The sequence below is a fragment of the Staphylococcus sp. HMSC063F05 genome, assembly GCF_001837075.1.
GTDB lineage: Bacteria > Bacillota > Bacilli > Staphylococcales > Staphylococcaceae > Staphylococcus > Staphylococcus epidermidis.
In genome coordinates, this window is the sequence record NZ_KV831313.1 from 1 (window position 1) to 12,319 (window position 12,319).

Genomic DNA, 12,319 nt, shown 5'->3' on the forward strand with positions numbered 1-12,319 from the left:
TTTGGCACTTCTTCTTTTGTTGGTGCTTCGCTTGCATTACTGTCAGCTACATTTTCTGTAGTGTTTGATTTTTGATGCTCTTCTGCTGCATGTGCCTCATTCCCAATCCCAAATAATAGAGTAGATCCTACCAATATAGATGCCGTACCTACTGTAAATCTTCTAATTGAATACTTATTCAACTTATTAGGTAAAAAGTCTAATTTATTTTTCAACAAAAACACTCCATTTTTTAAATTTATATAGAATTCTAAATTCCACATTATTAAGTTAGCAGAAGTACAATTAATTTTCAATACAATGTTATATCTAAATATATTCTTTATATATTTATATTAATTTAAATTTCAAAAAAACTTAACAATTTTAATAATCACAATATTTCCTTCGTTGTATTTTTTTTAATTAATTGATAGTGTATATATTAGTATTGATTTTCTACTTAATTAAAAGAGGCGAAAAAGATGGGAAATAATAAGTATGGATATGAGGGAAAAAATGAAGAATATAACGAAAAATTAGGCATCAACGGTTATTATAAAACTGATTTAGACTTAGAAATTGAAAAAGAATTATTAGAACCTTCGAATGAAAATCAAAGTGAGTCCAATAATTCAGTAGCTAAGCGTATACGTCTAATCAGTATGATTCCTTTAATAATAGCTTTAATACTATCACTTATTAGAATTGTGAGAACCTTTATATAAAAGTATATCTTTTATAATTAAACGGTATATAACTTTAATATAATATTATTTTTTAGTAATTAATATTCAAAATACAACAAATCTAGTTATTTCAATTGAAAAATCTTCATTATATATAATTCTTAATTTTGATATGAATGTTCCTATATAAGGTTTCTCCTATATTTAAGCAGATAAAAAAAGTATTTCCCCATCCAATATATATAATTACAATAGCTATCACATTTTTAAATGATGGTATTAATATCACCTTTTTTCACTGTTCTTATCAAACGCAACATGTTTTAATTTACGACTTTTAGTTATTCTAAGAACAATAATAGCTATGATCTCTAATAAAACCGACATTAAAAACCAAATTCAGTCGATATGTAAATCCATATATTCTACTTCCCTTCTTAATAACACACTAAACGTAACGCCGATATCTCCAACAAATATTCCTATACTACTAAATTCATTTCTGTTTGAATATATATTCATATTGTTAAATTATTTGTATGTAAGTTCCGTATATTTTATCAATATGAACCAATTCAGCATAAGACATAGATAGTAAAACCAATGTTGCTCTTGATCTATCATTAAATACTTATAACCTTCTTGAATAACTTTATATCGTAATTTTTAAATACATTATCTATAAATATTATTTATTTACTCCGCTTCTTTAAGTCATAAAATTCTTTATTTGAAAAACCTCGTATAAAAAATGATTTTAAGTGCATTTTTATACCATTCTCTATTCTACCTAGCATCTAATAGATATCTTATTATCACAAAATAATAAGCAATTCAATCATATTTTTTACTTATTATAAATACAACAATATACTTTATATGATTAAAGATTATATTAACATTTAAATAAAACTAATTTTATAGATGAATTATTGTCTCAATAACCACTTTAACTATTACACATATGCGTGAAATTCCTTTCATCCACAAAATGAACATTACTTAATTCTTCTCGACAGAGATTCTATTCAATCTATTCAGAATTATGACAAATGCTTCTAAAAATATTATACAGTTTTCTTAGTAATATATTAATCAGGTTGGTATTACCATCATTTTAAAGAAATTAAGTAAAATCATGTATAGTATCCGTTTTTAATATTCACTCACCTTATTTTTTTTCGTCTTTACACATCTCACTATCTTACATATTTTCTTCATTGATTAAATCGCACCTCCTTCCTATTTCTTATAAAAAACACCCCGTAACATTAGACTTTCTACCTAATGCTACGAGGTGCACACATCATGTCATTATTTCGTGACATATAATTCTATTTTTAAAATACTTATCTATTTAAATGTAAGTTTTTAGAAGTTTCACGGCGTGTTTCTCTCATTAATTTTTCGTCATTAATTAATGAACGACCGTATGTTGGTACCATTTCTTTAACAACAGGTTCCCATGCTTCTTTGTCATCAGCGAAGTTTTTCTCTAAAACTTCTAATACAACTGATAATGATGTTGAAGCCCCTGGAGATTCACCTAATAATGCAATCATAGAATTGTCGTCTGAATTGACAACTTCAGTACCAAATACTACGAAACCTTTACCGTGTTGTTCACTATCTTTAATAACTTGAACGCGTTTACCAGCAGTGTAAAGTTCCCAATCTTCATCTTTAGCATCAGGAATAAATGTTCTTAAATAGTTCATACAACCTTCTTTAGTTTTGATCATTTGATCAATTGAATATTTAATTAAAGGTACATTTTTAACTGCTGAAGCCAACATTGTAGTAATGTTATATGGTTTGATTGATTCGAATAAGTCTAAATTTGAACCGAATTTCAAGAATTTAGGGCCGATATTCGCATATGGACCAAATAATAATGTTTGTTTACCATTGATATAACGTGTATCAAGGTGTGGTACAGTCATTGGTGGCTTACCTTGAGGCTCTTTACTGTAAACTTTAGCCGCATGTTGTTTAATAATATCTGGGTTTGTACATCTTAAGAATTGACCACTGATTGGGAAACCACCTAGGTGTTCTCTTTGTTTAACACCAGATTTTTGTAATAACGGAATAGAGTGACCGCCAGCACCAATAAACACTTTATCTGCTATTTTAGTTATCTTTTCTTTAGTTTCTCTATTTTCAACGACAACTTCCCATTTGCCATCTTCTCTTTGTGTTAAATCTACAACATCATGATTGTATTTTAATGAAACATTAGATTTTTGTTCTAAGTAATGTGCTAACTTACGTGTTAACGCACCATAGTTCACATCTGTACCTTCATCAATTTTACTTGCTGCCATTTGATGACCTGGTTCACGATTTTCCATCATTAATGGCATCCATTTTCTCATTGTTTCCATGTCTTCTGTATATTCGATTGTATCGAACATTGGAAGTGTTTTTAGTGTTTCATAACGTTTTCTTAAAAAGTTAACGTTTGTTGGTCCCATAACGAAACTGATATGAGGTAATGGTTGAATAAATTCTTCAGGATTAGAAATATCACCATTTTTAACTAAATTACCCCAGAATTGTCTAGATAATTCGAATTGTTCATTAATTTCTTGCGCTTTAGATGCATCAATTGAACCATCATCTTGTTCAACTGTATAGTTTAATTCACATAATGCCGCATGACCTGTCCCAGCATTATTATTTTCATTTGAACTTTCAATACCAGCGCCTTCTAGTCTTTCAAACATATCGATATGCCAGTTAGGACTTACTTTTGAAAGCATTGTCGCTACTGACGTACCAATAATTCCTGCACCTACAACAACGATGTTTTTATGATTTGCTTCACTCATGTGCATGTTCCTTTCTAAATTTATATATTAAAATAGTACATATATAGACTTTACCACTTTAAAAATTTATTAAACAATTAAGCGCGAAAACTCAGTAATCATTTATTTAAAAGTTGTAGTCAGCTATGTGAGTTTTGTGGTAATATCATCATGCGTAAAAATTCGAGATTATTATTATAAAGAAGGTTTAAATAAATCATGAAAGAAAATTTTTGGAGTACATTGCCACGTCCGTTTTTTATTCTGGCACCTATGGAAGACGTGACAGATATTGTCTTTCGGCATGTTGTCAGTGAAGCTGCGAGACCAGATGTATTTTTTACTGAATTTACCAATACTGAGAGTTACTGTCACCCTGAAGGTATTCATAGTGTGCGCGGACGCTTAACTTTTAGTGACGACGAACAACCAATGGTAGCGCACATCTGGGGCGATAAACCAGCACAATTCCGAGAAATGAGTATCGGCTTAGCGGATATGGGCTTTAAAGGTATAGATTTAAATATGGGTTGCCCTGTCGCAAACGTTGCGAAAAAAGGTAAAGGATCCGGCTTAATTCTACGACCTGAAACGGCAGCCGAAATCATTCAAGCTTCTAAAGCAGGTGGTCTACCGGTCAGTGTAAAAACACGTTTAGGTTATTACGATATCGATGAATGGCGAGACTGGTTAAAACACGTCTTCGAACAAGATATCGCAAATTTATCCATTCATCTACGTACCCGTAAAGAGATGAGTAAAGTAGATGCACACTGGGAATTAATCGAAGCAATCAAGACATTACGTGATGAAATTGCGCCAAATACACTATTAACTATCAATGGTGATATCCCCGATAGACAAACTGGTCTAGAACTCGCAAATAAATATGGTATTGATGGCATTATGATTGGTAGAGGGATCTTCCATAACCCATTCGCATTTGAAAAGGAACCACGCGAACATTCAAGCAAAGAATTATTAGGTTTATTACGCTTACATCTCTCTTTATTTGAAAAATATGATAAAGATGAAGCCCGACACTTCAAAAGTTTACGCAGATTCTTCAAAATCTACGTACGCGGCATTAGAGGCGCTAGCGAACTCCGCCATCAATTAATGAACACCCAATCCATTGCCGAAGCAAGAGAACTACTCGATACTTTTGAAGCACGTATGGATGCACGTTCAGAAGTATAAGTATGCGAGCGGTAAGTATAATAAACAATAAATGAACCTCCCCTGTTGAGTCAGAGGGAGGTTGTTTAATATTAAGTAGTAGTAAATCTCGAGCAATTTACAAAAGTGACATAAAAATAAGTTTTAGACTGATTACTTAAACATATAGTGGGCCGAAAAGTAAATGAGCAAACTGTTAAATATAGTCCATGCTTTTTATACAAAATATAGAATGATGAATATATATTGAACATCGTGAATTTTAAGTTAAACTGAACAATATTATGATAAATTAAATATAAGAAGCAAATATTTCATTAAAAATAAGGTGCATATCAATGAAAAGATTGATTTTTATAGTTGTTATTCTCTTTATCCAAGCCTGTAGTTATGTTGTTATTAACTTTTTCTTTTTCGACATGTGGGTGATTCACTCTAGTGAACAACAATTAAATCAATCCATACAACATCATGACACAAAGCAACTTCATAAGATTGCTAAAGATAAGCAGACATATCAGTTTTTAAAAACTATAAAGAAAGCCGATTTCGAAAATGCGACAGATAACCAAGGTGGTGGGCCTATTGGTTATTATCGTTTAGATATTAATAAAAAACCCGTCGGACTTACAATCAATATTAAATATAACTTCCTTCCAGAAAAGACAACTATTAAATCAATAAAGTTATATCAATAAATATATATAAAGAAAGGACTATAGCACAAATAAATGTCTAAAGAATTCTTAACATATAGTCAGTTGGTGGCAAAATTAAATATTCTTATTTCAAGTTTGATTCATCAGCAAGTCGATTAGGTATCAGTATGTTACTTGATGATGCAATAATATTAATTAAGAGTATTTCTGAAGAATAATAGTGTTGATATTGTACACAAAATAAGGAGTGAATAAATTGGAAAATTTAGGTTTTTTGTTAGCTATTGGATGTGCTTTATTTGTAATATTTGTTGTACCGTATTTTGATAAGAAAAAAAGTGAAGTTGAATATAAAGTACAGGTATAACATAAGTTTAGTCAAAGTACAGTTAATGAAATGTACCTTGTCTTATTTTAATACCAAGCATTCAGTATATAGAATGTGATATTTAGATACTTTGATTCATGATAGTTTAGAACTAATATTATTATGCTTCTTCTGCAAGTATCCCATATGTCAAATCTTTATTATGTATGAATACTACACTCATTCATCACAAATAAGAGGTAGCTACTCTATGTCAAAAAAGAAAATCTTGATCTTTATTAGTGTCATATTAATCATTTTTGGAGGTGTCTACCTCAAAATGAAATATGACGAAAAAGCAAAACAAAAAGAAATCTACTACAAAGAGCAACAAGAACGTATCACGCTTTATCTTAAATACAACACAAAAAAACCTAATACTATCAAATCTGTCCATTTCACAAGTTTAAAACAGGGACCAATGGGTGATGCTGTTATTGAAGGCTATATCAATAACAATAAAGAAGATGAATTTGTTGCATTTGCATCATCTGAAGATAATTTTCAATTCCAAGGTGATATGATAGAAAGCAAAAAAGTATCAAATCTAATAAAATATCAAACAAAAACACCTGATGAAATCAAAAAAGATTTAGACAAAAAGAAAGAACGCTAAAAATTTATACTGAACCACAAGAAGTATAGTTTAGTGTAATATTTTAAAGGCTTGTCTTCTATAATTTTTTAGGAGACAAGCCTTTAATGTTTTTATTCTTACTTTGTTTTTTTAACCATTTTAATATTCTTGAAAAACTTTAATTTTAAAATCAAATTTATCATATTCAATCATAAAAAACACCCCATAAAGATAGATTTTAGTCCAACTTCTGGAGTGCACATCATAATAAGTGAGTTATTTTTAATTTATTTACGTTTAATGGTGTTTTCTTGTCTTTGCTTAATCAATAAGTAGACAGCATTTGCTATTCCTAACAAAGTCCAAATTATTGATATATAAATATTATCAAAACTATAGATTTTAGGCATGAGTATTAAAAACATAATATTTAATATTAATGATATACGATGAAGCTTACCAAAATGATTCATTTGAATAACTTATCTCCTCTTCATTTTTGACCTTTACTAAACATTTTGCTTTATTCCAATTGTATCATTGGCATTAAACTTTAAAAGCCATAAAACTAAAAATCTTTGCTCAATCAATATGTGTTTGAATATTTTTCAAACCATCCAACAAGTAAATTTAAAGTGCTTAGAAAAATAATAATTAAAGAATGCAAAGGAGAATTAATGTTAAGCATACAAAAACAACGCTAGCTTTTAATATGCTAACGTTGTCAATTTCCTGGGGAATATTTCCATTTTCTAAATTTTTAATTTCGACAATTGACTTTACTTTCACTCTATTTCTTCCCCGTTTTCATCGTATTTTGTAACTTCACCATCAGATGTCACAATATAAGAACCTTCGAGGTTGCCTTCCTTATCTAAAATAGAAAATCCCCAATCTCCGTCTTCGTTCTGTTCGGGTTCTTTAAATGTATACGTATCGGTATCTAGCTGATGACCTTCATACGCTTCAACTTTATCTATTACATTATCACGAGTAACTTTGTCATCATTAGATGCATCATTATTAGACGTCCCTTCATCTGATGTAGATTCACTTGAATTTGATGATTGACTTTGTGTAAACGCAATTTGATTTGCTAGATTTTTATAATTTGAACTTTCACCGTATTTATCTAATAATTCATGTAAATCTAATTCTCTTGCTGCTTCCGAATGAGCATATTGTTGATATGTACCTGAACTTTGTGTGCCTGCAATTAATACCTTTTCATTACCAATACCGATAAGAGTAACAAATGACCCTTTTGATGGTTTTGCAGTATAGAATGTCATATCATTAGGTGCACCTTCTACTTTTTTTGGTAATGCTTCCAACTTATACGTATGAATACTTTTACGTTGGCCTCCGCCGTTATAATTTGCATAAAATGAATGATTCCTTAATTCACTTGCATTAACGACATATTGAGAAACTGAGGGATCATTGATAGCTAATGCTACCTTCTGCGATTGAGTTAAATCTTCCACTCTACCTCTAGACTCATTGTTATTACTTGAATGACCATTATTAGAATTTGAATTTTTATTATTTGAAGCTTGTTCGGTTTGAGTGTTACTATTTTCTGATTTCTTACCAGACTGATGCTGTCCTACCAAATCTCCAAAATCGCATCCCGCAAGTAATGTTGTTATTGTAATTGCTCCGATTGCTAAAAAGTGTCTTTTCATTTCGTTTCTCTCCTTTAAATAATGAAATCATCACTGTTGTATTTATATATGTTGTGTTCATATTTCAACTGGTTTTACACGTTTACTAAATCCATAGTTTAATAACGTTAATTTACGAAATCACTATTGCTCTCTTTATTTTTAATTATCGTTATTAAATACATTTTAATTTATAACAATTATAATTGCTACAAATCTCTAAAATAAATTGTGCAATATTTAAAAATATAAATTTAGAATCAATAAATATGAGAAGAATTCAGAAAACATGCTTTTATACTTTTTAAACTAATATTTATATACCTTAAATTAACAGTAGAAATGCGTTAGAAAATAAATTAATATAACAATATAAATGAAGTTCAAAAGGGTGGAGGACGGTTAATTGAAAAAGTTTTTAAAAGGATTTATTTTATTTTTTCTCATTGTGATGCTAGGATTTGCAGGGGGATTGGGATACAGTCATTATAAAGATTCAAAAGCAAACACTGATGTATCTTCAAAAGAGACTCAGACTTCAAATAAAAATACTCATGAAGATACAATTTCACAAGATGAAATGCAAAATCAAGTTGATAACCAAACAAACGAAGTATCAAATGAGACATCAACTAAAACACTTAGCGAAAAAGCAAAGCGGTTAAGAGAAGCTTTTAACGTTAATGATGAGGAAGCTCAAATATTAGCAGATGAAATCGATAGAGCAGATGTAAATAAAGATGGCACGATTACTATGGATGAAATGACGCCTACTTTAGATCGTTTTGCAAAAGAAGGGAAATTCCAACCATCTGCAGGTGGCACAACTAACGAAGCACATCATCCTAAATATACAGCAGAAGATGTTAGAAATATGTCAGATGATGAATTTCTAGACGCGTATACAGAAGGCATGTCAGATGATGAAGCTGCGACAATTCACGAAAGTGCTCAAGAATCTAACGAGTATATGAAATTTTTAAGAGGACAAGTTGAAGCACGTGCAAAAGGACAGGGCGGTAATTATTAACTAAACTGATTAAAATAAGTAAATAATTAAACTCAGTGATACTTGGATAGGGAATAAGAAAAATGTGTTGTCTTATTCCCTATTTTTGATTTTTATAGAACGTGTGTATATATTTTAATTTCAATGACTAAATCAATGCGAAAAACACATATATCGAAAATTCATTAAATATATAGAAGACATTCAATTAATAAAGAAGAATTACCTTATTTGTAACCTCAACTTATACTTTTGCCACCTCTCCTATTCCAATAATTCCATATTTAAACATTTTCATATTCTATAAATTCACGTACATGTGTATAAATACCTTTATAATAAGGATATTTTGTATTTTTAAATTTACTCTTCATTTCCTCATCTTGACTGTTAGACATAATCATTGCGTGATCTAAATAACTTAAAAACGCTTCATCATTACCACTATCACCAAAGCCAATAATCAATTCTTTTGGAACGCCATATTTATTCATCAAAAATTTTGTGGCATATAATTTACCTGCATTTTTTGGAGTAAAATTAATATCATAAGCATTTTCAGGATCACCTGCTAAAGGATTACAACGATTAAATGTCATCGTATAGTCCCTTGTCTTAGAATATTGACTGAGGTCTTCTAAAATTGTTTTATCTAAATGCGTGTCACCCGAAGAATAGAAATAAAAATTATACAATGTTTCATTTTCTCGAAAAATTCTTTGCGGTATAAACTCTACTTTATGTTTAGAAGAAACGTGTTTTAATATATCTAATATATCTTCCAATAAGAACGGTTCTATCAACACTTCGTTTTTATATTCATCAGATTCAATATATTCGCAGTTATTCCATGTGAACATTTTAGAACTTAAATCTGAAAAAATATGTTGAGGTTTATATGACATATTAACTTTACTCATTTTTTGCAGTACGCTTTCTATAGTACTTCCTGTTAAAATCGCCGTAATGACATTGTTTTTAGCAGTTATATTCTGTAATAAACTTTCCATTTCTTTTAAATAAGGAATATCTGCTTGATTAGTACGATGTTTATAGTAAGTTTCATCAAAGTCGAATAATATTAAACGATTTGTCATCTTCATTCCTCCAGTATCATTCTTAAATGATAATTATAATTACACTCTAAAAATTTAAACAAAACACGAAAATAGGACAAAATGCTTGTTTAATTTGTAGAATTTCTGATTAAAAGCTTCTATGTTGGTAGTAGGATTTAAAACCTTCTTTTATATGTCTCACGGTTATATTTATAGTATCAATAAAATAGCTTTGTCATCTATCTATAAACAATTTCATGCATGATGACGTTATAACAACTTTACTCAACAATGTTTTTCAAATCACTATCACTCATGACCTATCATAATAAAAATAAAGCATCCTTCACTTTGCGATGAGGGATGCTTTATGAATTTTCATATAAAAATTAAATCTGCAGACTATTCTTTTTTATTCAATTCTTTATCAAGTTTTACAAGTGTTGGTTTTGGAATATGAATGCCTTCTTCACTGAAGTATTGTATGACCTCTTTACGAAGCAAACGTTGTCCTGGAAAATGCATTCCGGGCTTAACATGTGCTAAAAGTTTAATCACCATTTCATTGCCATCAACACTGTCTAAACCAAGTAAATCTGGTGCAGATACAAATATGTCATATTTATTCTTTAATGTAGGTAAAAATGTTAATAATTTCTCTTCTATCACTTTATAATTCTCATTTGGAGAAATCGGTATCATCACAATAGGTGAAACATCTGTAGCAGAATAATTGACTATTTCACTAATCATACCATTAGGTAATGTATAAATTTCTCCAGTATCTGATTGTATACGTGTTGATCTTAAACCAATTGTTTTAACCGTACCTTCAGCAATTGTTACCCCAGATGCATTAATTTGAACATAATCACTTACATCAAACTGTCCTTCAAATATGATAAAGAAACCAGTAATAATGTCTTTTACAATTGTTTGTGCTCCGAAACCAACGGCAACACCAACAACTCCAGCTCCTGCTAAAATTGCTGATACACTAATACCGAAACGTGAAAGTATTGACGTAAGGACAATAAACCATACGACATAACTTATTAAATTTTGAATCAATGTGGATAGTGTTTCACTTCTTTTAATTTTATGACGGTTCTTTTTCTTTTCATTGACGTTGAAAAATTTAGTAACTAACTTTCTTGATATCGCAATTACAATTATACCCATCAAGATATAAGCAAGTATAATTAAAAGATTAACCAAAAGATTTTGATAGAACTCTATTTTCATCATTGGCTCAAATAGTTTATATAATGTGTCCTTAAACTGACTCATAATAACAACATGACCTCCTATTGTTAAAACAATCAATATTTTCAATGTACAAATCTCTATAGATAATGAGCAGTAAGTCATTTCTAAATATAACACTTATAAATAAACATAACATCCTTCACTTTGTGATGAAGGATGCTTTATGAATTTCCATATGAAAAATCATCTTAAGACTACCGATTATACTTCAGTCACTTCTAGGTGAACTCATAAAAAACCATCCATCGAATGACCTTTGACATTTTTCCAAACCATTATTATTCGCTTTTTCAATTTCAGAAATGATTTTGGATACTGAGCTAGTTTATTCAGAATTACATTTTATATTACCAAGTTTTATTTGATAATCTGTTTTACTCATGATTCATCATCCTCGCTAGGAGTGAATTGTACTGCATCTGTAAAAAATATATTTTCTTCTTTATTTTCTACAAAAGTAAATTCTAAATTTTTAGAACCTACAGATGAGCCTTTTAAGTCGCCATCACCTTTTAACAATAATTTAGGTGCTTGCTTCGTTGGAATATCATATCTTTTTCTTAATTGTTTCACGTTATAGTCATTATTATTCAGTTGATATTTCGCAGAATAACTAGGAACATTAGGATTGTATGAAATATCCACGTTTTTATAATCATTAATATCTTTAAAGTTGGCATATTGTACAAAAAATTTGAAGTTTTCAATTTCTTTTTTTAGTTTGTCATTAGGTATTGGCTTCGTTGGAATAATTTTATTGTGTTCCATTTTTACAGGATATCTCTTTTCATCATCTTTTGGTCTACCATTACTATCATCTGTAATTTCATTTATAAAATAATACCCTTTGGTTGTTCTAGTATTGCGATTGATATAGAGAACCATACCTCTTGAGATCATAATTTTACCTTTTGGCTGTTTTGTCATTTCAGATCTAATAATCCAAGTTCCTTTGTCATCTTTATCAAACTCTTCATCACGATAGCCCTCTTTATCGTAAAAATCCTCTAGATTTTTAGTTGGATACATACTTAACGTTTTATTAAAGTTTTG

General features: G+C 29.7%; 13 protein-coding genes. 5 read left to right on the plus strand and 8 right to left on the minus strand.

Going from position 1 to position 12,319, the window contains the following annotated elements:
- Positions 1-215, minus strand: a 215-nt coding sequence (locus HMPREF2576_RS01410; protein ID WP_218117642.1) for a YSIRK-type signal peptide-containing protein, incomplete at its 3' end; no start/stop codon positions are given.
- A gap of 249 nt (positions 216-464) precedes the next feature.
- Here HMPREF2576_RS01410 and HMPREF2576_RS01415 point away from each other — a divergent pair.
- The gene (locus HMPREF2576_RS01415; RefSeq protein ID WP_070856272.1) at positions 465-707 is read left to right on the plus strand and encodes a hypothetical protein; all 243 of its coding nucleotides are present in this window, start codon (positions 465-467) and stop codon (positions 705-707) included.
- A gap of 492 nt (positions 708-1,199) precedes the next feature.
- Here HMPREF2576_RS01415 and HMPREF2576_RS12390 read toward each other — a convergent pair whose 3' ends face one another.
- Positions 1,200-1,292: a hypothetical protein gene (locus tag HMPREF2576_RS12390; RefSeq protein WP_256313854.1), complete on the minus strand. Its 93-nt coding sequence runs from the start codon at positions 1,290-1,292 to the stop codon at positions 1,200-1,202.
- Between the two features lie 725 nt (positions 1,293-2,017).
- Complete coding sequence (lqo, locus tag HMPREF2576_RS01425; protein ID WP_002470752.1) at positions 2,018-3,502, minus strand: L-lactate dehydrogenase (quinone); 1,485 nt, start codon at positions 3,500-3,502, stop codon at positions 2,018-2,020.
- A gap of 198 nt (positions 3,503-3,700) precedes the next feature.
- Between lqo and HMPREF2576_RS01430 the strand changes: the two genes are divergently transcribed.
- From HMPREF2576_RS01430 to HMPREF2576_RS01440, 3 genes are all read left to right on the plus strand, one after another.
- Positions 3,701-4,681, plus strand: a complete 981-nt coding sequence (locus tag HMPREF2576_RS01430; protein WP_070856270.1) for a tRNA dihydrouridine synthase — start codon at positions 3,701-3,703, stop codon at positions 4,679-4,681.
- A 317-nt stretch (positions 4,682-4,998) separates the two neighbouring features.
- A complete protein-coding gene (locus HMPREF2576_RS01435) occupies positions 4,999-5,358 on the plus strand; it encodes a hypothetical protein (protein WP_001830474.1) in 360 nt (119 codons plus the stop codon).
- Positions 5,359-5,897: 539 nt separating this feature from the next.
- A complete protein-coding gene (locus HMPREF2576_RS01440) occupies positions 5,898-6,302 on the plus strand; it encodes a DUF1433 domain-containing protein (protein WP_002511290.1) in 405 nt (134 codons plus the stop codon).
- 248 nt (positions 6,303-6,550) lie between these two features.
- On the opposite strand, the gene HMPREF2576_RS01445 is transcribed toward HMPREF2576_RS01440, so the two are convergent.
- Both HMPREF2576_RS01445 and HMPREF2576_RS01450 read right to left on the minus strand, forming a co-directional pair.
- Positions 6,551-6,736, minus strand: coding sequence for a hypothetical protein (locus tag HMPREF2576_RS01445; protein ID WP_002467603.1), 186 nt, complete (start codon positions 6,734-6,736; stop codon positions 6,551-6,553).
- A 312-nt stretch (positions 6,737-7,048) separates the two neighbouring features.
- Positions 7,049-7,951 (minus strand): hypothetical protein, encoded by a 903-nt coding sequence (locus HMPREF2576_RS01450; RefSeq protein ID WP_002456790.1) that lies wholly within the window; start codon positions 7,949-7,951, stop codon positions 7,049-7,051.
- 385 nt (positions 7,952-8,336) lie between these two features.
- On the opposite strand from HMPREF2576_RS01450, the gene HMPREF2576_RS01455 reads away from it, so the two are divergent.
- The gene (locus tag HMPREF2576_RS01455) at positions 8,337-8,960 is read left to right on the plus strand and encodes a hypothetical protein (RefSeq protein ID WP_002456791.1); all 624 of its coding nucleotides are present in this window, start codon (positions 8,337-8,339) and stop codon (positions 8,958-8,960) included.
- 263 nt (positions 8,961-9,223) lie between these two features.
- Here the strand turns inward: HMPREF2576_RS01455 and HMPREF2576_RS01460 are convergent, their stop codons facing one another.
- The 3 genes from HMPREF2576_RS01460 to HMPREF2576_RS01470 all read right to left on the minus strand — a co-directional run.
- Positions 9,224-10,036, minus strand: a complete 813-nt coding sequence (locus HMPREF2576_RS01460) for an HAD-IIB family hydrolase (protein ID WP_002467616.1) — start codon at positions 10,034-10,036, stop codon at positions 9,224-9,226.
- A gap of 363 nt (positions 10,037-10,399) precedes the next feature.
- Positions 10,400-11,287, minus strand: a complete 888-nt coding sequence (locus HMPREF2576_RS01465) for a mechanosensitive ion channel family protein (RefSeq protein WP_002484928.1) — start codon at positions 11,285-11,287, stop codon at positions 10,400-10,402.
- A 357-nt stretch (positions 11,288-11,644) separates the two neighbouring features.
- Positions 11,645-12,319, minus strand: a 675-nt coding sequence (locus tag HMPREF2576_RS01470; protein ID WP_070861177.1) for a tandem-type lipoprotein, incomplete at its 5' end; no start/stop codon positions are given.

Excerpts from the sequence above, each read along its gene's own strand:
- HMPREF2576_RS01465 (WP_002484928.1), bottom strand. The coding sequence starts at position 11,287 with ATGAGTCAGTTTAAGGACACATTATATAAACTATTTGAGCCAATGATG.
- HMPREF2576_RS01430 (WP_070856270.1), top strand. The coding sequence starts at position 3,701 with ATGAAAGAAAATTTTTGGAGTACATTGCCACGTCCGTTTTTTATTCTG.
- HMPREF2576_RS01440 (WP_002511290.1), top strand. The coding sequence starts at position 5,898 with ATGTCAAAAAAGAAAATCTTGATCTTTATTAGTGTCATATTAATCATT.
- HMPREF2576_RS12390 (WP_256313854.1), bottom strand. The coding sequence starts at position 1,292 with ATGATAGATCAAGAGCAACATTGGTTTTACTATCTATGTCTTATGCTG.
- HMPREF2576_RS01460 (WP_002467616.1), bottom strand. The coding sequence starts at position 10,036 with ATGACAAATCGTTTAATATTATTCGACTTTGATGAAACTTACTATAAA.
- HMPREF2576_RS01415 (WP_070856272.1), top strand. The coding sequence starts at position 465 with ATGGGAAATAATAAGTATGGATATGAGGGAAAAAATGAAGAATATAAC.
- HMPREF2576_RS01435 (WP_001830474.1), top strand. The coding sequence starts at position 4,999 with ATGAAAAGATTGATTTTTATAGTTGTTATTCTCTTTATCCAAGCCTGT.
- lqo (WP_002470752.1), bottom strand. The coding sequence starts at position 3,502 with ATGAGTGAAGCAAATCATAAAAACATCGTTGTTGTAGGTGCAGGAATT.
- HMPREF2576_RS01450 (WP_002456790.1), bottom strand. The coding sequence starts at position 7,951 with ATGAAAAGACACTTTTTAGCAATCGGAGCAATTACAATAACAACATTA.
- HMPREF2576_RS01445 (WP_002467603.1), bottom strand. The coding sequence starts at position 6,736 with ATGAATCATTTTGGTAAGCTTCATCGTATATCATTAATATTAAATATT.